Origin of the sequence: Micromonospora sp. NPDC023956 (assembly GCF_040639195.1) — a bacterium.
GTDB lineage: Bacteria > Actinomycetota > Actinomycetes > Mycobacteriales > Micromonosporaceae > Micromonospora.
This window is the reverse complement of record NZ_JBEZZN010000002.1, coordinates 137,312-161,715: the sequence shown is the minus strand read 5'-3', so window position 1 is coordinate 161,715 and position 24,404 is coordinate 137,312. Positions and strand designations below refer to the sequence as shown.

At 73.4% G+C, this 24,404-nt stretch carries 25 protein-coding genes and 1 riboswitch; of the genes, 14 read left to right on the top strand and 11 right to left on the bottom strand.

Going from position 1 to position 24,404, the window contains the following annotated elements:
• Positions 1-32: 32 nt before the first annotated feature.
• From AB0F58_RS03170 to AB0F58_RS03150, 5 genes are all read left to right on the top strand, one after another.
• A complete protein-coding gene (locus AB0F58_RS03170) occupies positions 33-2,264 on the top strand; it encodes a bifunctional glycosyltransferase family 2 protein/CDP-glycerol:glycerophosphate glycerophosphotransferase (RefSeq protein WP_357137149.1) in 2,232 nt (743 codons plus the stop codon).
• Positions 2,265-2,405: 141 nt separating this feature from the next.
• Positions 2,406-3,719, top strand: coding sequence for an ABC transporter ATP-binding protein (locus tag AB0F58_RS03165; protein WP_357137146.1), 1,314 nt, complete (start codon positions 2,406-2,408; stop codon positions 3,717-3,719).
• A 90-nt stretch (positions 3,720-3,809) separates the two neighbouring features.
• Positions 3,810-4,274: a DUF4442 domain-containing protein gene (locus tag AB0F58_RS03160; RefSeq protein ID WP_357137144.1), complete on the top strand. Its 465-nt coding sequence runs from the start codon at positions 3,810-3,812 to the stop codon at positions 4,272-4,274.
• Positions 4,275-4,338: 64 nt separating this feature from the next.
• Entirely contained in the window at positions 4,339-5,091 is a 753-nt protein-coding gene (locus AB0F58_RS03155; protein WP_357137142.1) for a beta-phosphoglucomutase family hydrolase, read from the top strand.
• Positions 5,088-7,460: a glycosyl hydrolase family 65 protein gene (locus AB0F58_RS03150; RefSeq protein ID WP_357137140.1), complete on the top strand. Its 2,373-nt coding sequence runs from the start codon at positions 5,088-5,090 to the stop codon at positions 7,458-7,460. Before AB0F58_RS03155 ends, AB0F58_RS03150 begins: the two co-directional genes overlap by 4 nt.
• A gap of 72 nt (positions 7,461-7,532) precedes the next feature.
• Here the strand turns inward: AB0F58_RS03150 and AB0F58_RS03145 are convergent, their stop codons facing one another.
• Entirely contained in the window at positions 7,533-7,709 is a 177-nt protein-coding gene (locus AB0F58_RS03145) for a hypothetical protein (protein ID WP_357137138.1), read from the bottom strand.
• A gap of 235 nt (positions 7,710-7,944) precedes the next feature.
• On the opposite strand from AB0F58_RS03145, the gene AB0F58_RS03140 reads away from it, so the two are divergent.
• The gene (locus AB0F58_RS03140) at positions 7,945-8,613 is read left to right on the top strand and encodes a hydrolase (protein WP_357137135.1); all 669 of its coding nucleotides are present in this window, start codon (positions 7,945-7,947) and stop codon (positions 8,611-8,613) included.
• Positions 8,614-8,655: 42 nt separating this feature from the next.
• Here the strand turns inward: AB0F58_RS03140 and AB0F58_RS03135 are convergent, their stop codons facing one another.
• Positions 8,656-9,798, bottom strand: coding sequence for an AI-2E family transporter (locus AB0F58_RS03135; RefSeq protein WP_357137133.1), 1,143 nt, complete (start codon positions 9,796-9,798; stop codon positions 8,656-8,658).
• 153 nt (positions 9,799-9,951) lie between these two features.
• Here AB0F58_RS03135 and AB0F58_RS03130 point away from each other — a divergent pair, with 153 nt between their 5' ends.
• The 3 genes from AB0F58_RS03130 (at position 9,952) to AB0F58_RS03120 (ending at position 11,754) form a co-directional block, all read left to right on the top strand.
• Entirely contained in the window at positions 9,952-10,134 is a 183-nt protein-coding gene (locus tag AB0F58_RS03130; RefSeq protein WP_357137132.1) for an antitoxin, read from the top strand.
• Between the two features lie 179 nt (positions 10,135-10,313).
• Positions 10,314-11,510 carry a cytochrome P450 gene (locus AB0F58_RS03125; protein ID WP_357137129.1) on the top strand — a complete coding sequence of 399 codons (1,197 nt, stop codon included), beginning with the start codon at positions 10,314-10,316 and terminating at the stop codon, positions 11,508-11,510.
• Positions 11,511-11,526: 16 nt separating this feature from the next.
• Complete coding sequence (locus AB0F58_RS03120; RefSeq protein ID WP_357137126.1) at positions 11,527-11,754, top strand: ferredoxin; 228 nt, start codon at positions 11,527-11,529, stop codon at positions 11,752-11,754.
• 101 nt (positions 11,755-11,855) lie between these two features.
• On the opposite strand, the gene AB0F58_RS03115 is transcribed toward AB0F58_RS03120, so the two are convergent.
• From AB0F58_RS03115 to AB0F58_RS03090, 6 genes are all read right to left on the bottom strand, one after another.
• Entirely contained in the window at positions 11,856-12,461 is a 606-nt protein-coding gene (locus AB0F58_RS03115) for a hemerythrin domain-containing protein (protein ID WP_357137124.1), read from the bottom strand.
• A gap of 99 nt (positions 12,462-12,560) precedes the next feature.
• A complete protein-coding gene (locus AB0F58_RS03110) occupies positions 12,561-13,271 on the bottom strand; it encodes a C39 family peptidase (protein ID WP_357137121.1) in 711 nt (236 codons plus the stop codon).
• Positions 13,272-13,477: 206 nt separating this feature from the next.
• Positions 13,478-13,897: a TIGR03618 family F420-dependent PPOX class oxidoreductase gene (locus AB0F58_RS03105; RefSeq protein WP_357137118.1), complete on the bottom strand. Its 420-nt coding sequence runs from the start codon at positions 13,895-13,897 to the stop codon at positions 13,478-13,480.
• 73 nt (positions 13,898-13,970) lie between these two features.
• Positions 13,971-14,756, bottom strand: coding sequence for a hypothetical protein (locus AB0F58_RS03100; protein WP_357138643.1), 786 nt, complete (start codon positions 14,754-14,756; stop codon positions 13,971-13,973).
• Between the two features lie 162 nt (positions 14,757-14,918).
• Entirely contained in the window at positions 14,919-15,299 is a 381-nt protein-coding gene (locus AB0F58_RS03095; protein WP_357137116.1) for a hypothetical protein, read from the bottom strand.
• Between the two features lie 111 nt (positions 15,300-15,410).
• Entirely contained in the window at positions 15,411-15,755 is a 345-nt protein-coding gene (locus tag AB0F58_RS03090; RefSeq protein ID WP_357137114.1) for a helix-turn-helix domain-containing protein, read from the bottom strand.
• Positions 15,756-15,923: 168 nt separating this feature from the next.
• Here AB0F58_RS03090 and AB0F58_RS03085 point away from each other — a divergent pair, with 168 nt between their 5' ends.
• On the top strand, positions 15,924-16,604 hold the full coding sequence (locus tag AB0F58_RS03085) for a carbonic anhydrase (protein WP_357137112.1): 681 nt from the start codon (positions 15,924-15,926) through the stop codon (positions 16,602-16,604).
• Positions 16,605-16,860: 256 nt separating this feature from the next.
• Entirely contained in the window at positions 16,861-17,427 is a 567-nt protein-coding gene (locus tag AB0F58_RS03080) for a hypothetical protein (protein WP_357137111.1), read from the top strand.
• A 106-nt stretch (positions 17,428-17,533) separates the two neighbouring features.
• On the opposite strand, the gene AB0F58_RS03075 is transcribed toward AB0F58_RS03080, so the two are convergent.
• From AB0F58_RS03075 to AB0F58_RS03065, 3 genes are all read right to left on the bottom strand, one after another.
• Positions 17,534-18,544, bottom strand: coding sequence for a hypothetical protein (locus AB0F58_RS03075; RefSeq protein WP_357137108.1), 1,011 nt, complete (start codon positions 18,542-18,544; stop codon positions 17,534-17,536).
• A gap of 3 nt (positions 18,545-18,547) precedes the next feature.
• Positions 18,548-18,679, bottom strand: a riboswitch (cyclic di-AMP (ydaO/yuaA leader).
• A gap of 165 nt (positions 18,680-18,844) precedes the next feature.
• Positions 18,845-20,164 (bottom strand): YibE/F family protein, encoded by a 1,320-nt coding sequence (locus AB0F58_RS03070; protein ID WP_357137106.1) that lies wholly within the window; start codon positions 20,162-20,164, stop codon positions 18,845-18,847.
• Between the two features lie 219 nt (positions 20,165-20,383).
• Positions 20,384-20,680: a metal-sensitive transcriptional regulator gene (locus AB0F58_RS03065; RefSeq protein ID WP_088980949.1), complete on the bottom strand. Its 297-nt coding sequence runs from the start codon at positions 20,678-20,680 to the stop codon at positions 20,384-20,386.
• A gap of 90 nt (positions 20,681-20,770) precedes the next feature.
• Between AB0F58_RS03065 and AB0F58_RS03060 the strand changes: the two genes are divergently transcribed.
• From AB0F58_RS03060 to AB0F58_RS03050, 3 genes are all read left to right on the top strand, one after another.
• The gene (locus tag AB0F58_RS03060; RefSeq protein ID WP_357137102.1) at positions 20,771-20,980 is read left to right on the top strand and encodes a cation transporter; all 210 of its coding nucleotides are present in this window, start codon (positions 20,771-20,773) and stop codon (positions 20,978-20,980) included.
• The gene (locus tag AB0F58_RS03055) at positions 20,977-21,930 is read left to right on the top strand and encodes a hypothetical protein (RefSeq protein WP_357137100.1); all 954 of its coding nucleotides are present in this window, start codon (positions 20,977-20,979) and stop codon (positions 21,928-21,930) included. The genes AB0F58_RS03060 and AB0F58_RS03055 overlap by 4 nt, the downstream gene beginning before the upstream one ends.
• Before the next feature lie 101 nt (positions 21,931-22,031).
• Positions 22,032-24,287: a heavy metal translocating P-type ATPase gene (locus AB0F58_RS03050; protein ID WP_357137098.1), complete on the top strand. Its 2,256-nt coding sequence runs from the start codon at positions 22,032-22,034 to the stop codon at positions 24,285-24,287.
• Positions 24,288-24,404 lie beyond the last annotated feature (117 nt).

Genomic DNA, 24,404 nt, shown 5'->3' with positions numbered 1-24,404 from the left:
CGCCGCGCGGTGGGCTGACCGGGGGGCCCGGGATGGCGCTGATCAGCTTCGTCGTACCGGCCCACCGGGTTCAGGGCTACCTGCGCGAGTGCCTGGACTCCCTGCTCGGGCAGGCGTTCGACGACGTCGAGGTGATCGCCGTCGACGACTGCTCGCCGGACGCCAGCCCGGAGATCCTCACCGGGTACGCCGGCCGGGACCCCCGGGTCCGGCTGGTCCGGCTGACCGGCAACGTCGGGCTCGGTCCGGCCCGTAACGTCGGGCTGGACCGGGCCACCGGCGAGTACGTCTGGTTCGTCGACGGCGACGACTGGCTCGCCCCCGGGTGCCTGCCGGCGGTCGCCGAACGGCTCCGCGCCACCCGGCCGGACGTGCTCCTGGTCGACCACGTCCGGGTGCACTGGAACGACAACGCCACCCGCAGCGCGCTGCGCGACGTCCACCCGGAGCCGGTCGGGCCGGGGACCTTCCGGCTGCGGGACCGCCCGGAGGTCGTCGGACTGCTGCACACCGCCTGGAACAAGCTGGTCCGGCGGGAGTTCCTGGTCTCCCTCGGGCTGCGCTTCGCGTCCGGCTGGTACGAGGACGTCTCGTTCAGCTACCCGGTGCTGCTGGCCGCCGAGCGGATCGGCCTGCTCGACCGGGTCTGCGTCAACTACCGGCAGCGGCGGGCCGGGGCGATCACCCGGACCCGGGGGGACCGGCACTTCGACATCTTCGCCCAGTGGGAGCGGGTGTTCCGGTTCCTGGCCGACCACCCGGCGGCCAGCGGGGCCGGGGAGTTGCACCCGGTGCTGTTCGAGCGGATGGTCTGGCACTACCTGACGGTGCTCGGCAACGGGGAACGCATCGCGCCGGAGCTGCGGGCGGCGTTCTTCGAGCGGATCGTCGCCGACCACGCGCGGTGGCGGCCACCGGGCGGGTACCGGATGCCGGACGGGGCCGAGGGGCTCAAGCACCGACTGGTGGCGGCCGGCCGCTGGCGTACCTTCAGCGCGCTGCGCGGTGTCCACCGGGCCGGGGCGACGGCCCGGCGGACCGTACGGGTGGCGAAGCGGCGCGGCGCTCCGGTGCTGCGCGGTGCGGCGCGGCTGACCCGGGACGCGGCGCTGCTCGCCGGATACCGGGCGGAGCTGCGCCGACCGGTCGACCCGACGCTCGCCGTCTACGCCGCGTACTGGTACCGGGGGTACGCCTGCAACCCGGCCGCGATCCACGCCGCCGCCCAACGGCTGGCCCCGCACGTGCGCGGGGTGTGGATCGTCCGGCGGGACCGGGTCGACTCGCTGCCACCCGGCCTGGAGTACGTGGTGCCCGGCACCCACGCCTACTTCCGGGCGCTGGCCCGGGCCCGGTGGCTGGTCAACAACGTCAACTTCCCCGACCACGTGCGCAAGCGCCCCGGCACGGTGCACGTGCAGACGCACCACGGCACCCCGGTCAAGGTGATGGGGCTGGACCAGCGGCGCTATCCGCTCGGCGCGCCCGGGATGGACTTCGCCGCGCTGCTGCGCCGGGTCGACCGGTGGGACTACAGCATCTCCTCGAACAGCTTCTCCACCCAGATGTGGGAGCGGGCGTACCCGGCGTCGTACACCACGCTGGAGGTGGGCTACCCGCGCAACGACCGGCTGGTGAACGCCACCGCCGCCGAGGTCGCCGAGATCCGGGCGGGACTGGGCGTCGGGCCCGGCGAGCGGGTGGTGCTCTACGCGCCCACCCATCGGGAGCACCTGCCCGGCTACCGTCCCCCGTTCGACCCCCACCGCCTGCTCGACGCGCTCGGCCCCGCCGGGCGGCTCCTGGTGCGCAGCCACTACTTCCACGACCGTGAGCCGGACGGCCACCCGTCCGGCTGGCCGTCCGGTGCTCCCCGGGTGACCGACGTCAGCGGGTACGACCCGGTGGAGGAGCTCTACCTCGCCGCCGACGTGCTGGTCACCGACTACTCCTCGGCGATGTTCGACTTCGCCGTGCTGGACCGCCCGGTCGTGGTGTACGCGCCGGACCTGGAGGCGTACCGGCTGGCGCGCGGGGTCTACTTCGACGTGACCGGGGAACCGCCGGGTGCGGTGGCGACCACCTTCGCCGGCCTGGTCGACGTGTTCCGCTCCGGGGCGGTCGACTCGGCCGCCGCCACCGTGCGGCGGCAGCGGTTCCGGGCCCGGTTCTGCGTCTGGGACGACGGGCGGTCCGCGCAGCGGGTGGTCCGCCGGGTCTTCCTCGGCGAGCCCGACGGCGACGGGCCGGGTGGCGGGGGATGACCGGGGACCGGGCCGCTGGGAGGGACGGCCGGCGTAATAGGCCTGTCACGAGCCGAACATGGCACGTTTACCCGATGTCCCGATCCCTTGATGCTGGTCACAGTCATTGCGGTGTCCGCGATGACCAGCGGGAGGTGACGGGTGGCCACCGTCGCGTTGAAGGATGTCTCCAAGGTGTTCCCGAACGGGACGCTCGCGGTGGACAACGTCAACCTCGATGTGAACGACGGCGAGTTCATGGTGCTGCTCGGGCCCTCGGGCTGCGGGAAGTCGACGGTGCTGCGCATGGTCGCCGGCCTGGAGGACCCGACCAGCGGCGCGGTGATGATCGATGGCGAGTACGCCAACGACCTGACCCCGCGCGACCGGCGGATCGCCATGGTGTTCCAGGACTTCGCGCTCTACCCGCACATGACGGTGGAGGACAACATCGCCTTCCCGCTCAAGCTGGCCGGGATGGAGTTGACCCCCCGTGAGGAGCGGGTGACGAGCGTGGCCAGCGCGCTGGGTATCGGGGACGTGCTCGGCCGCCGGCCGAGTCAGCTCTCCGGCGGGCAGCGGCAGCGGGTGGCGATGGGCCGGGCGATCGTCCGCCGGCCCCGCCTCTTCCTGATGGACGAGCCGCTGTCCAACCTCGACAGCGGCCTGCGGGCCGAACTGCGCGCGGAGATCTCCGGGCTGACCCGGGAACTCGGGGTCACCACCGTCTACGTCACCCACGACCAGGCCGAGGCGCTGACCATGGCCGACCGGGTGGCCATCATGCGCAGGGGCGTGCTCCAGGACGTCGGCACCCCCACCCAGGTGTACGGCCGTCCGGCCACCCTGTACGTCGCCGCCTTCCTCGGCAGCCCCCGGATGAACCTGCTGGAGGCGTCGGTCTACGTCCACCTCGACCGGTACGTGGCGCTGAACCTCGGCGAGCAGTCGCTCTACCTGCCGTGGGACGACATCCGCAGCCGGGCGGTGGCGCACTACCACGGTGAGCGGATCGTGGTCGGGATGCGGGCCGAGGCGCTGACCCCGGTCGCGCCGGACGCTCCGGGCGACGTCCTCCGGGGGCGGATCCGGTTCCTGGAGCACCACGGGCACGAGTCGCTGGCCTTCCTCGACGTCGGCGCGACGGCGGTGGTGGTGGACGAGATGGGCCGTCGGGCCGAGGCGGACGACACCGGCTCCGGGTCGCGCGGCCTGCGCCGGGGGCTCGGGCAGGTGGTGCAGCGGCTCACCGGCCGGTCGGTGGAGTCGCCGCCGGAGGAGCCGGTGGTCCGGGACAACCGGGCGAGCGTCCTCGGTGACCCGGGGCGCCACCACCGCCGCCCGGCGGAGCTGTCCGTCCGGCTGGCCCCGTACCCGGCGGTGGCCGCCGGTCAGCAGTTGGCGGTCTCGGTCCGGATGGACGCCGTGCACTTCTTCGACGACCGGGGCGACCGGATCGACGTGGGCTGGCGCTGAGGGAGGAACGCCGGTCCGGTGGCGGCCGGCGTGTGGGGTGATTCCCGGCGGGCCCTTGCCGGACAAGTTACCGCTCAGTAGCCTCTGGTCATGTCGATTGACTCGCGTCAGGTGGCTGCCGGTCTGCTGGCGGCGGTGCCGTTCGTCCGTACCCTCGGCCTGGAGGTCGTCGAGGTCGCGTCCGAGGCCGACGGTGGTCTCCGGGCCGTGCTGCGACTGCCCGACACCCCGGCGACCCACAACCACGTCGGTGGCCCGCACGCCGGGGCGATGTTCACCCTGGGCGAGAGCGCCTCCGGCGCGGTGGTGCTCGCCGCCTTCGGTCACCTGCTCGACCGGGCGACGCCGCTGGCCGTCCGGGCCGAGATCGGTTACCGTCGGCTCGCCATGGGGCCGGTGACCGCGACCGCCCGCCTGGGCCGCCCGGCCGCCGAGGTGGTCGCCGAGTTGGAGGCCGGCCGCCGGCCGGAGTTCCCGGTGCCGATCGAGATCGCCACCGCCGACGGCACCACCACCGGCACGATGACCGTCATCTGGACCCTGCGTCCCCACTGACCGTTGGCGTACGGTACGCGCGGAATGGGGTTTGCCAGCACTTTCCACTGGTTAGATTCATGGGGTGCTGGGCCTACCCGATCATGTGACCGCCTGTCTCTTCGATCTGGACGGCGTGCTGACCCAGACCGCCCGGGTGCACAACGCCGCGTGGACCGAAACCTTCGACACGTTCCTGCGCGCGCGGGCCACCGCCACCGGTGAGCCGTACCGCCCCTTCGACCCGGGGGACGACTACAACCGTTACGTCGACGGCCGGGCCCGGGCCGACGGGGTGCGCACCTTCCTCTCCTCCCGGGGGATCGCCCTGCCCGAGGGGGACCCGGACGACCCGCCCGGGGCGGAGACCGTGCACGGCCTCGGCAACCGCAAGAACGTCGTCCTGCTGGCGCGGCTGCGCTCCGACGGCGTCGACGTCTACCCCGGCTCGGTGGCGTACCTGGAGGCGGTGACAGCGGCCGGGCTGCGCCGGGCGGTCGTCTCGGCCAGCGCCAACTGCCGCGAGGTGGTCGCCGCCGCCGGGCTGGAACACCTGCTGGAGGTCCGGGTGGACGGGCTGGTCGCCCGCGCCGAGGGACTGCGGGGCAAGCCGCACCCGGACACCTTCCTGGCCGGGGCGCGGCAACTCGGCGTCGTACCGGCCCAGGCGGCGGTCTTCGAGGACGCGCTGGCCGGGGTGGCCGCCGCCCGGGCGGGCGGTTTCGGCTACGTGGTCGGCGTCGACCGGGTCGGGCAGGCCGACGCCCTGCGTGCCCAGGGCGCCGACATCGTGGTGCCCGACCTCGGTGACCTGCTCGACGCGGAGTTCGGCGGGTGATCCGGGAGCGGGCGTATCCGGTCGAGCCCTGGCACGTGCGGGAGGTCCTCCTCGACCTCGACGTGCTGTCCCAGTCCGAGTCGCTCTTCGCCCTCTCCAACGGGCACATCGGGCTGCGCGGCAACCTCGACGAGGGCGAACCGCACGGCCTGCCCGGCACCTACCTGAACTCCTTCTACGAGCTGCGCCCGCTGCCGTACGCCGAGGCCGGGTTCGGCTTCCCGGAGTCCGGGCAGACCATCGTCAACGTCACCAACGGCAAACTGATCCGGCTGCTCGTCGACGACGAGCCGTTCGACGTCCGGTACGGCGAACTCCTGGACCACGAGCGGATCCTCGACCTGCGCGCCGGCACCCTGCACCGGTACGTGCACTGGCGCTCCCCGGCCGGGCGGGAGGTCAAGGTGCGCAGCACCCGGCTGGTCTCGTTCCGCCAGCGCTCGGTCGCCGCGATCAACTACGAGGTCGAGGCGGTCAACGGGCCGTTGCGGCTGATCGCCCAGTCCGAGCTGGTGGCCAACGAGGCCCTGCCCGCGCAGAGCAAGGATCCCCGGGTGGCGGCGGTGCTGGAGTCGCCGCTGCTCGCCGAGGAGCAGCTCACCCAGAGCCATGGCGGCCTGCTGATCCACCGGACCAAGGTGAGCGCCCTGCGGGTGGCCGCCGCGATGGACCACGAGGTGCAGGCCCCGGCCGACGTGACGGTCAGCACCGAGGGGTACGACGACTGGGTCCGCACCACCATCGGCTGCGTCCTGGAGCCGGGGGAGACGCTGCGCGTGGTCAAGCTGCTCACGTACAGCTGGTCGAGCCAGCGGTCGTTGCCGGCGCTGCGTGACCAGGTCGCGGCGGCGCTCGCGGCGGCCAAGCTGGACGGCTGGGACGGCCTGCGCCGGGAGCAGCGGGAGTACCTGGACGAGTTCTGGGACGCCGCCGACGTGCGGGTCGAGGGCGACCCCGAGATCCAGCAGGCGGTGCGGTTCGGCCTGTTCCACGTGTTGCAGTCCGGTGCCCGCGCCGAACGGCGGCCCATCGCCGCGAAGGGGCTGACCGGTCCCGGGTACGACGGGCACGCGTTCTGGGACACCGAGATGTTCGTGCTGCCGGTGCTCACCTACACCCAGCCGACCGCCGTCCGGGACGCCCTGCACTGGCGGCACTCCACCCTCCCCCAGGCCCGGGAACGGGCCCGGACGTTGTACCTGGAGGGGGCGGCCTTCCCCTGGCGGACCATCGAGGGCCCGGAGTCGTCGGCGTACTGGCCGGCGGGGACGGCGGCCTTCCACATCGCCGCCGGTGTCGCCGACGCGCTGCGCCGTTACGTCCTGGCCACCGGAGACACCGAGGTGGAACAGTCGATCGGCCTCGAACTGCTGATCGAGACGGCCCGGCTCTGGCGGTCGCTCGGGCACCACGACCGGCACGGGCAGTTCCACATCGACGGTGTGACCGGCCCGGACGAGTACACCGCGGTCAAGGACGACAACGTCTACACCAACCTGATGGCCCAGCGGAACCTGCTCACCGCCGCCGACGTGACGATGCGCTACCGCGACCAGGCGATCCAGCTCGGGGTGACCGAGGAGGAGGCCGCGGCCTGGCGGGACGCCGCGCACTCCATGCACATCCCGTACGACGACGAGGTGGAGGTGCACGAGCAGGTCGAGGGATTCACCCGTCAGGAGGAGTGGGACTTCGAGCGCACGCCGTCGGACCGGTACCCGCTGCTGCTGCACTACCCGTACTTCGACCTGTACCGCAAGCAGGTGGTCAAGCAGGCGGACCTGGTGCTGGCGATGCACTGGCGCGGGGACGCGTTCAGCGCGGAGGAGAAGCTGCGCAACTTCCTCTACTACGAGCGACGGACCGTCCGGGACTCGTCCCTGTCGGCCTGCACCCAGGCGGTGCTCTCCGCCGAGGTGGGCCATCCCGAACTGGCGCACAGCTACCTGCGCGAGGCCGCGCTGATGGACCTGCACGACCTCAACGAGAACACCCGCGACGGCGTGCACATGGCCTCCCTGGCCGGGGCGTGGATCGCGCTGGTCGCCGGGTTCGGCGGGCTCCGTGACCACGACGAGGAACTCACGTTCCGCCCCCGGCTCTCCAGCCGGCTCAGCCGGCTGGAGTTCTCGCTCCAGTGGCGGCAGCTCCGGTTGCGGGTGGACGTCCGGGCCCACCAGACCACGTACTCGCTGCGGCACGGTGGACCGGACGCGGTGCTGGAGCTGCGGCATTACGGTGAGCCGGTCCGGGTCACCTGCGACCAGCCGGTCACCATGCCGGTGCCGCCACTACGGGCGCCCGGACCACCCCCGGTGCAGCCGCCCGGTCGGGCGCCGCTGCGTCAGGCCGACAAGATCCGCGAGTAGCCCGGCCCCGGGTCGCCCGTCGTCACCGGGACGGGCGACCCGCCGTACGTCGTCCGGACCCGGGCCTCCGGGTCAGAGGTGCCCGCCGGTGGTCGGCCTGCCGGCCGCGTCGTGCGGTGCCACCGCCCGGGGGTCGTCGGCGGTCCGCGCCTGCGCCGCCTCGTCCGCCCAGTCCCGGCCGCGCTCCTCGTCGGTACGCCGCCGCTGCTCGTCGGTGTGCTGCCTGCGGGACTCCTGCCGCTGCCCCATGCCGGTCCTCCCCGTCTGGTGGCGGCCGTGTGCCGGCCGTCTGGTGGCGGGCGTCGCCCGCCGGTCACCGGCGGCTACCCGGGCCCGGCACCGGCAAACCCGGCACCGTCGGGCCGGCCGCCCTCCTCGCCGGACCGTCCCCCGGCGCGGAATCCCGACGGTGGGAGTGCCGGCGGCCGAGCCGGGTAACGCACCCGGAGCCGGCACAGCGGCCGGCGGTTGCGGAGGTCGGGCCATGGACGTACGCGCCACCGAGACGGCGGTACCCGTCGCGAACGCCGGTGCACCGTCGGCGGTCGCGCTCACCGCGGACCTGCTCGTACCCGCCGAACCGGTCGGAGTGGTCCTGTTCGCGCACGGCAGCGGTTCGTCCCGGCACAGCCCGCGCAACGTGGCGGTGGCGCACACGCTCCACGAGCGGGCACTCGCCACCGTCCTGGTGGACCTGCTGACCCCGCAGGAGGAGCAGGTGGACGAGGTGACCGCCGAACTCCGCTTCGACATCGACCTGCTCGCCGGCCGACTGGTGGGCATCGTCGACTGGCTGGCCGTCGAGCCCGCGCTGGGGCGGCTGCCGATCGGCCTGTTCGGGGCCAGCACGGGGGCGGCCGGGGCGCTGGTCGCGGCGGCGGACCGGCCGGACCGGGTGCGGGCGGTGGTCTCCCGGGGTGGTCGTCCCGACCTGGCCGGTGCCGCCCTGTCCCGGGTCCGCGCACCCACCCTGCTCCTGGTGGGCGGCCGGGACGAGCAGGTGCTGGCGCTGAACGAGTCCGCCCTCGCCACGCTCGACGGGGTGGGCGAGCTGCGGGTGGTCCCCGGTGCGACCCACCTCTTCGAGGAGCCGGGCACCCTGGAGGCGGTCGCCGGGCACGCCGCCGCCTGGTTCGCCACCCACCTGCGCTGAACGTCGCCCGCGCGGCCAGCTCTCGGCCCGGTGGCCGGCGGGTCAGGCCGGGCCCGGCTCGGCGTCCTGCGGCAGGTGGAGCGCCTGGTGGCGGACGGCCCGCTGGCGGTGTCGCTGGACGGTGTCGACCACGCGGTAGCCGACGGCGGTGATCGGCACCGACACGAAGGCCCCGGCGATGCCGGCGACCAGCGTCCCGGCGGTCACCGCCACCAGGATCACCGCCGGGTGCAGCCGTACCTGACGCTTCATGATCAGGGGCTCCAACAGATTGCCCTCGGCCTGCTGGACGGCGATCACCGCCGCGAGCACCAGCAGCGCCGTGCCGGGGCCCTCCGCCGCGAGTGCCACCAGGACGGCGACCGCGCCGGCCACGGTGGCTCCGATGATCGGGACGAACGCGCCGATGAAGGTGACCAACGCCAGCGGGAAGGCCATCGGCACGCTGAGCAGCACCAGAGCCAGCCCGATGCCGGCCGCGTCGATCAGGGCGATCATCACGGTCCCCCGGCTGTACGCCCCGAGGGTGCGCCACCCGGCCCGCCCGGCGGCGGCGGCCGTCGCCCGGTTCCGCTCGGAGACCCGCCGCACCACCCAGTGCCACATCGCCCGGCCGTCCTTGAGCAGGAAGAAGAGCAGGACGAGGGAGAGCAGCGCCGAGCCGACCACCTCGACGGCGGTACGGGCGCTGGACACCGGATCCGGTGAGCCGCGGTCCAGGCCACTGCGGGCCTGCTCGGTCAGCCGGTCGAGTTGGGCCTCGCTGACCGGTAGCGTCGAGGTGACGAAGTCGCGGGTCCGCTGGATGCCCTGGTCGAGTTCGCCGGACAGGTCCTCGAACTGGCCGGCGGTCAGGTTCCAGACCAGCGCGGCCGCGCCGAACAGCAGGCCGAGCAGCAGCAGCACGGTGAACAGCGCGGCGAGCGACCCGGGCAGCCGGAGCCGGCGCAGCAGCCGGGTCACCGGGTCGAGCAGCGCGGCGAGGAAGAGGGTCACGGCCAGCGCGATCGCCAGCGGGGCGAGCAGCATCGCGATCCGGCCGAGCAGGTAGAGGGCGGCGACCACCACCACCAGGCAGGCGCTCCACATGACCATCGACCGCAGCAGCCAGGGCAGCCGGTCCCAGGTACCCCGCACTCCGCCCGGCACTCGCCGGCCCGGGTCGCGCGCCTCGTCGTCGATCACGTCGGCCCTCCTCGATCCCGGCCCCGAGGTACCCGCCCATCCCGCCCGTGACACCCGGTGGAGCACCGGACGTGGCCGAGGGCTCGCCGTGAGCCGTTTGTCCCGCCGGGGGGAGGGAAGGCGGATGGGACGGATCCAAGGAGGGGAGACACCGTGAGTGACTTCATGGACAAGGCCAAGGACGTCGCCGACAAGCACGACAAGCAGGTCGACCAGGGGCTGGAGAAGGGCGGCGACCTGGCCGACCAGCGCACCGGCGGCAAGTACGACGAGCAGATCGACCGGGGCGTGGACCAGGCCCAGTCGCGTACCGGTGAGGGTGACCAGGTGCGCTGACGCTCCGGCCCCCGGTCGGTCTGCTCGGCGACACCGCCGACGGGCCGTACCCCGGGGGCTCTGGTCAGGATCGACCACTCTCGCTACTATCCGCAGTCAGGGCATGACTCGACGTCGAGTCGTGTGTCGCGGACGTGCAGCCGCGTCTCGCGCGGACGCCGACGAGAGGACGTCATCCGGTGACCGACACGGTCGCGCACCCGTACCCGTTCAGCCCACCCGACCGGCTCAACCTCGATCCCCGGTACGCCGAACTGCGCCGCGACGAGCCCCTCGTGCGCGTGCGGTTGCCGTACGGCGAGCCGGCCTGGCTGGCCACCCGGTACGCCGACGTCCGCCTGGTGCTCGGCGACCCCCGGTTCAGCCGGGCCGCCTCGGTCGGGCGGGACGAACCGCGCAACGTGCCGGAACAGCGGAAGTCCGGCATCCTCGGGATGGATCCGCCGGAGCACACGCGACTGCGGCGGGTGGTGGCGAAGGCGTTCACCGCCCGCCGCGTCGAGCGACTCCGGGCGGGCACCCGCCGGGTCGCCGGGGAACTGGTCGACGGTATGGTCGCCGCCGGCGCCCCCGCCGACCTGGTCACCCACCTGGCGACACCGCTGCCGATCCGGGTCATCTGCGACCTGCTCGGCGTGCCGGTCACCGACCAGGACCGGTTCCACACCTGGTCCGAGGCGATCGTCTCGACCACCGCGCTGAGCCCGGAGCAGGCCCGCGAGTACGTCGACAACCTGTTCGGGTACATGGCCGGGCTGGTCGAGCGGCGTCGCACGACCCCCACCGACGACCTGATCGGCGCGATGGTGCGCGTCCGCGACTCCGACGGCGAGCGGCTCGGCGAGGACGAACTGGTCAGCCTCGCCGCCGGGCTGTTGGCGGCCGGGCACGAAACCACGGTGAACCAGATCCCGAACCTGCTCTACGTGCTGCTGACCAACCCGGAGCAGTGGGCGCGACTGTGCGCCGAGCCCGGCCTGGTGCCGAGCGCCGTCGAGGAGCTGTTGCGGTTCGTCCCTCTCGGGGCCACCGCCGCCTTCCCCCGCTACGCCACCGAGGACGTCGAGGTCGGCGGGGTGCTGGTCCGGGCCGGCGAGCCGGTGGTCGTGTCGATCCACTCGGCGAACCGGGACGAACGGGTCTTCACCGAGCCGGATCAGCTCGACCTGGCCCGCCCGGTCAATCCGCACGTCGCCTTCGGGCACGGGGTGCACCACTGCGTCGGCGCGCAACTGGCCCGGATGGAACTCCAGGTCGTCCTGGAGACCCTGGTCGAACGGACGCCCGGTCTGCGGCTCGCCGTGCCCGAACCGGAACTGACCTGGAAGACCGGCCTGCTGGTACGTGGCCTGACCAGCCTGCCGGTGAACTGGTGAGCGAGAGGAGAACGCGGTGACCTCGTCGTGGCGGGTGGGCGTCGACCCCACCCGGTGCATCGGATCCGGCATCTGCACGGGTGCGGCGCCGGACCACTTCGTCCTCGTCGACGGCCTGTCCTGCCCCCGGAGGGAACTGATCGAGCCGGCCGACCCGGTGATCGACGCGGCCGAGTCCTGTCCGATGGAGGCCATCTGGGTCTCCGACGCGGCCAGCGACCGCCGGATCGCCCCGGAGGTGTGAACCCGGCCCGACCGCGCTGACGTGCCACGGCACCTCCGTGGGCCGTGCCGCCCGTGGAGGTGCCGTGCGCAGCGTCGGCGTACGCCTCGGCCGGTGTCCGGTCAGCGGTGCTGCTTCTCCCGCAGCTCCGCCACGCTGGTGGGTCGGCCGCTGAGCGCGTCCCGCAGCCGGTCGACCAGTCCGGCGCCGGGGGCGAGCAGCTTGTTCGCGGGCGGGTGGTCCGGTGCGGCGGGGTGCGGGCGGGTCGGTGCGATCCGCTTGGCCGCCGTCACCTTGTCGGCCAGTTCCACCAGTTCCTCGTGCGCGAGCGCGGCCCGCAGCCGGGGGAAGAGGTCGGTCTCCTCCTCCTGCACGTGGTGCCGGATGGTGCTGGTCAGATGGGCGAGGAGCTGGTCGAAGCGCGGGTCGGACGGCTCCACCGACTCCAGTTCCTTCATGGTCCGTTCGGCCTCGGCGTGTTCGGAGATCTCGTGCTCGGCGACCTGGTCACCGTCCGGGAACGCCTTCCGGGCGGCCGGGTAGACGTACGACTCCTCCGCGATGCTGTGCCGGACCAGTTCGGCGATCACCACGTCGACGAGCTGCCGACGGTGCTCCGGGGTGCCCTGGCGGCTCTCCAACTCGGCGAATAGCGTCTCGACCTCGCGATGGTCGCTGGTCAGGACGTCGATGACGTCCCGGCCCGCAGTTGCTTCTGGGTTGGTCATGTCACTGCCCCCTACCGGTGCCGATCGTTGCGGATGTGGCACTTCGTACCCGTCGCTCCGTCGATCAATCCGTCACGCGGGGTGAATCCGTGGGCGCGGTCAGGAACTGTAGCCGCGCTCGGCGATCCAGTGCGCGAGCCGCTCGGTGGTCATCCAGTACTGGCCCACCGGGGCGGCGGGGTCGGCGATCCGCACGACGTCGCCGCCGTCGCGGTAGGCCACCACGGTCAGGTAGTGCCCACCCGGGAAGGAGTGCGTCCGGCCGTCGGTGTCGACCGCGCTGCCCTTGATGTTCGCCACCACCGGGTCCCCGGCCTCCAGCGCGTCGACCACGTCGGCGCGCAACTGCTCGATCTGCTGCCGGCTGGCCGCCGACTCCCGGATCTCGGTGGTCCGGTAACCGCCACCGGTCAGCTCGTTGAGCACCCGGGTGATGTCCTCGGCCGAGCTGGTGCCGGCCACGGTGGTGCCCAGCTTCCTGGCCAGATCGTGCTGGCTCACCCGCTTGCCGGCCGCGGTCAGGGCGATCCGGGTCGCGGCCGGGCCGCAGTAGTAGAAGTTCGGCTGGGCCTGGTACTCGACGCCGACCGTACGCGCACGGCGACGGTCGTCCCGGCGGTCCCGGTCATCCCGGCGGTCACCCCGGTCGTGCCGGTTCCGGTCATTCTGGTCGGCGCGGGGCGACTGGCCCGGAAACCGTTCGGCCTGCGGGGGCGCGGCCTGGGCGTGCAGGGCAGGTCCGAAGACCGCACCGCCGGTGAGCACCAGCCCGGCCACCGACAGCATGCTCTTGCGCAGCATCCCGTTCATGTCGAAGCTCCTTCGGGGGTGAACGTCCGCGCCGGGGGTCGGTGGCACGGACAGCGCCGGGGGCCGGTGCCACGGACACCGCACCGAACCACGTCCGACTGTCCAGGGAGAATTGCCCCTGCCAGGGGCTCACGGAGATGTCAACGACCCGTCCCCGGCAACCATTCCGCCCCTGCCCGGCCGGGGTCCGGCGGCGGCTGTGCGGGTCAGAGGGTCCCGAGGAGGCGGGTGACGGTGATCTCGATGACCACCCGGGCGGGATTGACCCGGGGCGGGCGGTACCGCTCGGCATAGCGGCGCTCCGCCTCGGTCACCGCCGGGGCGTCGGTACGGACCACGGCCCGGCCCTCGATCGTCAGCCAGCGCCGGCCGTCGACCTGGCACACCGCCACCGGTGCCCCCTGCGGGCCGGCAGCGGCGACGTGGTGGGCCTTGTGGGACGTCCCCGAGGTGATCACCCGGGCCAGGCCGGCCTCCGGGTCGAAGGTCACCCCCACCGGTACGACGTGCGGCGTGCCGTCCGGGCGCAGCGTGGTCAGGGTCGCGAGGTGCCGTTCGCGGCAGAACGCGGCGACCCGTTCGTCGTGCGGGTCGAGCCGGTGCCCGCCCCCGGTCCGCTGGCGCATGTCGTCCCCTGTCCTCCGGTCAGTGCGATCATGGCACGACCGTCCCGGATCGGGGGCGATGTCCGGTCCGTGGTCAGGCGACGGCGGCCCGCCCCTGGTGGAACTCCGGGCGGACCGGCCGGTTGGCGGCGACCGTCGGTTGCTCCGTACCGGGCAGGGGGAGCAGGTCGGAGGTCTCGGGCTCGCGTCCGGCGGCGGCGAACGCCTCGTCGCGCAGGCTCCGGGCGGACGCGGCGGCCACTTCCGCGTCGTGCCACGCGGTCCGCTCCCGGTCGGCGGCGATCCGGTGCCGGGCGAGCAGGTGGTCCCGGACGGCCCGGCGCAGCACCAGTTCCTGCTCGACCGGGTGCCGCCGGGGGTCCCACCCGTTGCGGTGCGCGAAGACGTCGCTGAGCTGTTCCTCCGACAGTTCCCGACGCCAGTACGCGGCCAGCGCGGTCCGGTGCAGGTAACGCTCCCGGTCGGCGTACTCGGCCGGGGTCTGCGGAGTGTGCGGCAGGGGCAGGGCCGCGGCGCTCTCCAGGCGGCGCAGGCCCGCCTCGGCGTCCTGGTACGCCTGCCAGGCCGCCTCGACCGCCTCCTGGGCGGCGAGCCACTCGGACCGCTGGCGTCCCGCGGTCAGCGCGGCGCGTTCGGCGGCGACCGCCACCTCCTCGGCGTACCGGTCGAGGTCCTGCCGTTCCCGGGTCACCTCCAGCTCGGCGGGGAGTACGGCCTGCCGGATGCGGCGGCCCGTGCGGAACCGGTCCGGTCGGGCGAGCAGGGTGGCGACGACGGCCACGATGACGCCGAGGAGGGCCAGCCAGATGACGGCGGCCCGGGGTACGTCGAGCAGGACGGAGGAGAGGACGGTCTGCATCACCAGCACCTCGTGACGGGAGGACGGGACAGGACTCGAACGGGGGTGCCCGGTCCAGGCGGGCGCGGACGCGTCGGCCCGGCGGGAGTCCCCGCCCACGGCGGACGTCGACCGGTCGAGGGCTGCGGGAGCGTCCGGGGCCGGTCGGTCGTGGGCGGTCGGTCAGGCCGGGGGCGGGCCGCGTCGGCCCGGAGACCCCCGTCCGGGGTCGGCGGCCGGCGGCGGAAGCAGGGTGGTGACCGCCGCGAGGGCGGTGCCCGGGTCGTCGGCGCGGCGGACCGGCGCCCCTGCGGCGTCGGCGTGCTCGTCGACGGACCGGGCGGGCACGGGCGCCACGACCGGCCGGACGGCAGGCTGCCCGACGCCGACCGTGGGGGCCGGCCGGAGCGGGGGCGAGGCCGGGAACGCCGACTCGGCCGGGGCGGCGGTGGCCCCGCCGAAGGTCAGCGTCAGGACCAGGGCGGTCAGCGCCAGGCGGGTCAGCACGCGCAGGGCGCGCAGCATCGTCGGCCCGAGCGGGCGGACGAAGGCGGGCGGCTGCACGGTTCCAACCTAACGGTCGGGCCGCCCGGTCGCCCACCGGTGACGGTGGTGTGACCGGATCCACCGTGGTCCGGCGGCGTCATCTTCCGTCCAGAAAGGACGCGACGGTGGTCAGGAGGGGGCGGCGGCCGGCTGCTCGTCGCTCGGCGCGGTGAAGAGCGCGAGCAGGGCCCCCACGTGCTGGTACGCCTCGGCGGGGTGCCGGAATCGCCCGGCGGGGTTCACCGTGTACTCGTTGCGTCGACCGACCCGGGTGCGTTGGAGGTAGCCCCCGGCCTCCAGGTCGGCCACGATCGCCTGCGCGGCCCGCTCGGTGACGCCCACCTCGTCGGCGACGTCGCGCAGCCGGGCGGTGGGGTTACGGGCGATGGCGAGCAGTACGTGTGCGTGGTTCGTGAGGAAGGTCCAGTTGCGCTGGCTCCCGCTCCCACGCTGCGTCGTCGCCATGACCGTCATGTTATGGCCCTCCCTTCGCATTCGCCGCCGCGCCCTCCGCTGTCAACACCTGAAATCCATATCACGTATCCCTTGACGTAGTTTGCGCTCCGTGTGACGGTGGTGGCAAGCCGTGTTCCCCCGCCGTTCGGGTGTGCGGCCCCGGCCCGCAGGAGGGGTGGAGGAGTCATGACCGTTTCCGGTGCACCGCAGTCTCCGACGAGTCCCGCGCAGGCGCTGGTCGAGTTGCAGACGGGCAACCGTCGCTTCGTCACCGGCAGCCCGCTGCACCCCAACCAGGACGCCATCCACCGGACCGCGGTCGCCGACGGGCAGCACCCCTTCGCCGTCGTGCTCGGCTGTTCCGACTCCCGACTGGCCGCCGAGATCATCTTCGACCGGGGCCTCGGTGACCTCTTCGTCGTCCGCACCGCCGGGCACATCGTCGGCACCGAGGTGCTCGGCAGTGTCGAGTACGCGGTGAGCGTCCTGGAGACCCCGCTGGTGGTCGTCCTCGGCCACGACTCCTGCGGGGCGGTCCAGGCCGCCCGGGAGGCCGACGGCACCGGGACGACGCCCCCCGGGTACCTGGGGGCGGTGGTCGGCGCGGTGGTGCCCAGCCTCCGCCACGCCGCCCGGGAGGGGATCGACGACATCGACGGGATCGTCGACATCCACATCGACCACACCGTCGAGGTGCTGCTGGAGCGTTCGGTGGCGCTGAACCGGGCGGTGCGGGAGGGGCGGTGCGCGGTGGTCGGCATGTCGTACCGACTGGCTGCCGGCGAGGTACGGGTGGTCCGCTCGGTCTCCGCCACCGAGGACGTCGCCCTCGCCGCCGGCCCGGTCGCGCCCTCGGCCCGGTGCTGACCCGCCGGTCCTGCTGACCCACTGGTCCTGCTGACCCACTGGTCCTGTTGACCCATCGGTCCTGTTGACCCGTCGCCCCCGTCCTGCTGGGAGGGCCCGACCGTCGGTCCCGGCACGGCTGTAACGGATCGTCCTTTGTGGACGCCGTTCGAGGTGGACGCGGACGACGGACCTTCCGATCCCGTGCCGTCGTACGCCGTCCGCCGGATCCCGCCCGCTGGGCGGCCCGGCCGGTGTGCGATCGGAGGACCGGGCCATGAGTCTCGCGACCTGCCGGAAGGGCCTCGCCATGGCCCTGACGACGGCCATCCTGCTGCCCCTGACCGGATGCGGGCCGGGCGAGGGGGCGGTGCGTACCGGCTGGCTGGCGCCCTCGTCGCCGGCCCGGAGCACCCCCGGCACGCGGGTGCCGGCACCGGTCACCGGGGCCTGCCGGCTGGTCGAGACGGCCACCGTCCGGGCCCTGCTGGAGCTGCCGGCGGTCCGGAAGAAGGAGCGCCGGCCGGTCGACGCGGTGCCGGGCGTCCGGACGTACACCTGCGAGCTGCTCGCCGACGGGGAGCCGGTGCTCACCGTCAGGGTCGCCGTCGGACCGGCCAGCGGCAGCGCGTCGGCAAACGTCCGGGCGGCCCTCGACGACCGTCCGGGTGAGCCGGTCGATGGCCTCGGCGACGCGGCGGCCTACGACCGGTACGGCGACACCGGCACGGTCGCGGCGGCGTTCCGGTCGGGTGCCCGGATGCGGGTGCTCCTCGTCTCCGCTCGCCGGGGTGGGCGGGCGGAACTGGTCGAGGTGGCCCGGACGGTGGCCCGGCGACTCTGATCCCGGCGGGCTGCCGCCCGGTCACCCCACCCGCTTCTCGGCCCGGTCACGCGAACGGGCCCCGCCTCCGGTGGTTCGGAGGCGGGGCCCGGTTCGGTGGCGGGGATCAGAGCATCGACACGTGGACGTGGTCCGTGTGGTCGGAGGGTCCGCTGTACGAACTCCAGTTGGTCGCCGGGAACCAGATCTGCTTGTTCCAGATCACGTAGTAGATGCCGAGCCGGTCGGCGTTACGGACCAGGAACGCGGTGAGGTTGTTGCCGTACATCCGTTCCTTGGTGGTGTCCCACCGACTGAATCCCGACTTCTGGAGCGACCAGTCGCAGGCCCGCCCCTTCGGGTGCTCGTACGGCCCACCCGGTCGGTAGCACCCGACGAACATGTCGAAGCCGGCCCGCTTGACCTCCTTGTACATGTGCAGGGTGCGCGGGGTGATGCAGCCACCGGTGGTCGGGTCGTCCTCGGTGCAGCCCTGCGGGCGCCAGTTGCCGTTGCTGTCCCGCCCGGGGCCGGGCCGGGCGATCGGGGAGGTGGCGTCCACCAGGCCACCGGTCAACCCGACGCCGCCGACCAGGGCGAGCGACCGTTCCGCCTCGCGCTTGCGCTTCTTCAGGATGTCGGCCTGCTTCTGCTGCTCCAGCACCTCGGCGTCGAGCGCCTTCTTGGCCCGTTCCGCCTGGTCCCGGGCGGCGGCGACCGCGCCGACCTTCCTGTTGTTGACCATGTTCAGCTCGTCCAGCGCGCTGGCCCGCTTGACGAACGAGTCGGGCGTGTCGCTCTCCAGCAGCATGGAGGCGGGGCCGACCCGGCCGGTCATGTAGGACCGCACGGCGATGGTGGCCACCTGGGGGGTGAGCGCCTTCAGCTCGTTCTGCGCCCGCTGGACCTCCAGGGCGAGGGTGAGCTGGCGCTTCTTCGAGGCGTCCAGTTTCGCCTGGGCCTGTGTGTAACTGCGGTTCGCCTCCTCGATGACCTCGTTGAGGAGCTTGGGCTGCTCGCCGTCGTGCCCCGACGGGCTCGACGGCTCCGCCAGCGCCGGCGCGGGCCCGGCGGCCACGGCGAGGGCGGCGAGCACGGCCACGACAGGTTTCAGCCAGCGGCGTAGGGGTGCCGTCACAGTGTTCCCTTCCGTCGACCGCCGACCGGGTTAGCTGACGGGTTCGGGGCGGAAGTGGCCCCTACCGCTGACGCGGATGCACCCCATGAACCTGGTTCCCCGATTCGCCGGTGGGCGATTAGGCGGTGGTACCGCTGGCGCCGGTGCGCGCCTTCGGCGGTAACCGGCAGCGAGGTTACCTGACGGTGGGCATGGGGTTCTACGCCCGGATCCCGACCAAAAGCGTTATTTCCTTATTGCATTCCGTCACTCCTGTCACATTTGTCAAGATCAGGCGCCCGACGGCTACGCTGTGGAGTTTCACCATGACGAATCCGTGTTCCCCGGGCGGCCCGTCGCCGGGGCGGCGTCGGGGGCGCCGGTGGTGGCGGCACGGGGGCTGCTGAGGGCGGCCAGGGCCTCGTCCGGGTCACCGGCGGGCCGGGGCGGGCGGCGGGCCGGCGGACGATTCCGGCCAGCGGTGGTCACCAGGGCGGCCAGGCCGGTGGTGATCGGCACGGCGGCGATCAGTCCGAGCGTCGCGACGATGCTGCGGACGATCTCCTGGGCGAGGAACTCACTGGTCACGATCTCGCTGATGCCACGCGTGTCGGCGGTCAGCAACAGCAGCAGGGGCAGCGACGCCCCCGCGTACGCGAGCACGATCGTGTTGACCGTCGAGGCGATGTGCGCCCGGCCGACCCGGGTGGCCGCCCGGTAGAGCTGGAGCCGGGTGAGGTCGGGGTTGGCGCGGGCCAGCTCGGTGACGGTGGCGGCCTGGGTGACCGTGACGTCGTCCAGCACGCCCAGGGAGCCGATGATGATGCCGGCGAGAAGCAGTCCGTGCAGGTCGACGTCGGCCTGGAACATCGACAGCGTGGTGGCGTCCTCGGAGCCGTACCCGGTCAGGTGGGTGAACGCGGTCGCCAGGCTGCCGAGGATGCCGGTCAGCACCAGGCTGGCCAGGGTGCCCAGGACCGCGACGGAGGTCTGCGCGGTGACCCCGTGGGTCAGGTACAGCACCACGAACATGATCAGCGCGGCACCGGTCACCGCCACCGGCAGCGGCGCCTGTCCGGCGCTGATGCCGGGCAGCACGAAGGTGAGCAGGATGGCGAAGCTGGCCACCAGCCCGCCGAGCGCGGCCAGGCCGCGCCACCGGCCGAAGGCGACGATGGCGACGGCGAACGCCAGGGCCAGCCAGATCAGCGGTTGCCCCCGCTGGTGGGCGGCGATGCTGTAGCTGCTGACCGTCGGGTCGGCCGGGTCGGTCAGCACCACCAGGACGATCTCGTCGCCGACCTCCACCGCCGGTGCTCCCGGTCCGGTGGGCAGCGCCGTCTCGACCCGTTGCCCGGCGTCCGGCCCGGTGTCCACGGTCACGGTGACGGTGCCGCACGGCCCCTCCGTCGTCCCCTCCGGGGTCTCCGGGGCGGGCGGGCAGGGCTCGGTCACCACCCGCGCCACGGTGCCGTGGTAGCGGGCCGCGTCCTCGCCGCCGCCGACCGACGGGGTGTCCCGGGGCCAGAGCACCAGCGCCGCGACCAGGGTCACCAGGAAGAGCGGGACCACGGTGGCGATCAGGACACGCCGGACGCGCGGCGGCGCGGCGGTGGCGGGACGGCTGTGGTCGTGGCCCATACCTTCTCCCTGCGGTCCTGACGCGGGCGGTTGCCCCGGCCGGACCATTCTGCCGGGTGCGAAGCCGCAGCTCGCAGCCTGCTCACCGGCCCGCCCGCCACCGCTTTCCCCGGTTCGGCGACACGGCGGTGTCCCCGCACCAGGACACCCCCGTGTCGGCGATGCGCAGCGGCGCGGCGCGGCGCGGCCCGGTACCGCGTCGCGTCGGGGGTGCGGGGCTCAGCCGCGCTTCATCAGGCGGCCGACCGCCGCCATCATCTCGGTGGCCATCTCGTCGGCGCGCCCCTCGGCGGCGCCCTCGTGCATGCAGTGCCGGGCGTGGCCGTCGAGCAGCCCGAGGGCGACCTTGTCCAGGGCGGCCTGGATGGCGGAGATCTGGGTGAGCACGTCGATGCAGTACCGGTCCTCGTCGACCATCTTCTCGATGCCCCGGACCTGCCCCTCGACCCGGCGTAGCCGCGCGAGCAGCTGGTCCTTGGTGGCCGTGTATCCCCGGATCGGTGTGGGTGTGCTCATGGCAGCGAGGATAGCTTACCCCCCAGGGGTATGCTACGGTCCAGTCGTAGGGATACCCCAGGTGGGTATCCATCGTCGAGAGGAGTTTCGATGGCCACCAAGACGTACCAGGTCCAGGGAATGACCTGCGGACACTGCGTCAGCGCGGTCAGCAGCGAGCTCGGAGCGGTCGCCGGTGTCACCGACGTCAAGGTCGACCTGGCCTCGGGTCAGGTCACCGTCACCAGCGACGCCCCGCTGGAGACCGAGACGGTCCGCGCGGCGGTCGACGAGGCCGGATTCGAGCTCGTCGGATCATGAACACCGCGACGAAGCTGAGCGGGTTCGCCCTCGGCCTCGTGGCGGTTCTCGGAGCGGCGTACGGGGCCGGGCAGGTGACCGGCCCCGTCACCCCCGCCGAGAGCGGTCACGCCACCACCGGGCACCCCACCGCCGGTCCGGACGGCAGTGCGGCCCCGTCCGGCCACGGCGACGGGCACGAGGACGCGGGCGGCGGTGGACCCGAGGACGCACCGACCGGCGGCGACAGCCACCTGCCGGGCGGTCTGCTGGTCTCCGACCGGGGCTACGCGCTCACCCCCGTCTCCACGCCGGTCGGCGAGTTCGCCTTCCGTGTCACCGGGCCGGACGGGCACGTGGTCACCGGCTTCGACGAGTCACACGACAAACGGATGCACCTCGTCGTCGCCCGGCGGGACCTCGCCGGCTTCCGGCACGTGCACCCGAGGATGGACCCGGACGGGACCTGGCGGATCGTCTCCCCGCTGGGCGCGCCGGGGAGTTGGCGGGCGTTCGCCGACTTCGTCCCGACCGGGGCGGAACCACTCACCCTCGGGGTCGACGTCGCGGTCCCCGGCGCGTTCGCACCCCGTGCGCTGCCCGCGCCGGCGGCCACCGCCACCGTCGACGGGTACACCGTCCACCTCACCGGCGAGCTGCGCCCCGGTGGGACCAACGAGCTGACCCTGACCGTGCACCGCGACGGCGTACCGGTCACCGATCTCCAGCCCTACCTCGGCGCGTACGGGCACCTGGTGGCGCTGCGCCAGGGTGACCTGGCGTACCTGCACGTGCACCCGCAGGGTGCCCCCGGTGACGGGCGGACCCGTCCCGGCCCGGAGGTGCGCTTCCGCGCCGAGGTGCCGTCCGCCGGGACGTACCGCCTCTTCCTGGACTTCCGGCACGGCGACACGGTCCGCACAGCCGAGTTCACCGTCGTGGCCGGCGCGTCCGACCACGCCCACGACTGAACGGGCAATCCGACCACGCCCACGACTGAACGGGCAATCCGACCACGCGCACGACTGAACGGGCAATCCGACCACGCGCACGACTGAACGGGAGGGACCCCATGTCCACCGCTGGGCCACTGCAGGTGGCACCCCACCGGATCGAACTGGCGATCGGCGGGATGACCTGCGCCTCCTGCGCCTCCCGGATCGAGAAGAAGCTCAACCGCCTGGACGGCGTCACCGCCACGGTCAACTACGCCACCGAGAAGGCGAGCGTGCGGTACGCCGACACCGTCACGCCGCAGGATCTGATCGCCACGGTCGAGAAGACCGGCTACACCGCCGCGCTGCCCGCCCCGCCCACGCCGACCGCCGGCCCGGAGGGGACCGGCGAACCGGTGGACGGGCTGCGCGGGCTGCGTACCCGGCTCTGGGTGTCGGCCGTGCTGGCGGTGCCGGTGGTGCTGCTGGCGATGGTGCCGGCCTGGCAGTTCACCTACTGGCAGTGGCTCTCGCTGACCCTCACCGCTCCGGTGGTGGTCTACGGCGGGCTGCCCTTCCACCGCGCCGCCCTGGTCAACCTGCGCCACGGCGCGGCGACCATGGACACCCTGATCTCACTCGGCACCCTCGCCGCGTTCGGCTGGTCGCTCTGGGCGCTCTTCCTCGGCGCCGCCGGGACGCCGGGGATGACCCACCCGTTCACCTTCGACATCGCCCGCAGTGACGGGGCCGGCAACATCTACCTGGAGGCGGCGGCCGGGGTGACCACGTTCATCCTCGCCGGGCGCTACTTCGAGGCGCGCGCGAAGCGCACCGCCGGTGCGGCCCTGCGTGCCCTGCTCGAGATGGGCGCGAAGGACGTCGCCGTGCTGCGGGACGGCACGGAGGTCCGGATCCCGGTCGACCAGCTCGCGGTGGGGGACCGGTTCGTGGTCCGGCCCGGCGAGAAGGTCGCCACCGACGGCGTGGTGGCCGAGGGCACCTCGGCGGTCGACGCCAGCATGCTCACCGGCGAGTCGGTGCCGGTCGAGGTGGGACCGGGCGACGCCGTGGTCGGCGCGACCGTCAACGCGGGCGGCCGGCTGGTGGTCACCGCCACCCGGGTCGGCGGGGACACCCAACTCGCCCAGATGGCGAAGCTGGTGGAGCAGGCGCAGACCGGAAAGGCCGCCGTACAGCGGCTGGCCGACCGGATCTCCGGGGTGTTCGTCCCGGTCGTGATCGCGCTCGCGGTCGGCACCCTCGGTTACTGGCTCGGCCGCGACGCCGGCCTGACCGCCGCCTTCACCGCCGCCGTGGCGGTGCTGATCATCGCCTGCCCGTGTGCGCTCGGCCTGGCCACGCCGACCGCCCTGTTGGTCGGCACCGGCCGGGGCGCGCAGCTCGGCATCCTGATCAAGGGACCGGAGGTGCTGGAGTCGACCCGGCGGGTGGACACCGTCGTGCTGGACAAGACCGGCACCGTCACCACCGGGAGGATGACCCTGGTCGACGTGTTCGCGGCGGACGGTGAGGACGCCGACGAGCTGCTGCGCCTGGCCGGCGCGCTGGAGGCGGCCAGCGAGCACCCGATCGGCCGGGCGGTGGCCGCCGGGGCGGCCCGCGCCGGCACCCTGCCCCCGGTGACCGGGTTCGTCAACGCCGAGGGACTCGGCGTCGTCGGCACGGTGGAAGGCCGGGAACTGGTCGTCGGCCGGGTACGGCTGCTCCGCGAGCGCGGTGTCGACGTACCCGGGGAGGTCGAGCGGGCCGTGGCCGACGCGGAGGCCGGAGGGCGGACGGCGGTGCTGGCCGGGTGGGACGGCCGGGCGCGCGGCGTCCTGGTCGTCGCCGACGTGGTCAAGCCGACCAGCCGGGCCGCGATCGGCCGGCTCCGGGCGATCGGCCTGACCCCGGTGCTGCTGACCGGGGACAACGCCGCCGCCGCCCGTGCGGTCGCCGCCGAGGTGGGGGTGGACGAGGTGATCGCCGAGGTGCTGCCGGTGGAGAAGGTCGACGTGGTCAGGCGGCTCCAGGCCGAGGGGAAGGTGGTGGCGATGGTCGGCGACGGTGTCAACGACGCCGCCGCGCTGGCCCAGGCCGACCTGGGACTGGCCATGGGCACCGGTACGGACGCCGCGATCGAGGCGTCCGACCTGACCCTGGTCGGGGGCGATCTCATGGCGGCGGTGGACGCGATCCGCCTCTCCCGCCGGACCCTGCGGATCATCAAGAGCAACCTCTTCTGGGCCTTCGCCTACAACGTGGCGGCGTTGCCGCTGGCCGCCGCCGGCATGCTCAACCCGATGATCGCCGGAGCGGCGATGGCCTTCTCCTCGGTCTTCGTGGTCGCCAACAGCCTGCGTCTGCGGGGCTTCCGCCCGGTGGCGTGACCCGGCCCACTGCGGCCGGTCCGGGCACCGGGTCAGGTGTCGGACCGTGGGGATCGGGGTAGGAGGAGCGGGGTAGGACGAAACAGAGGTTCCACCCCCACGACCTGGAGGTGCCGC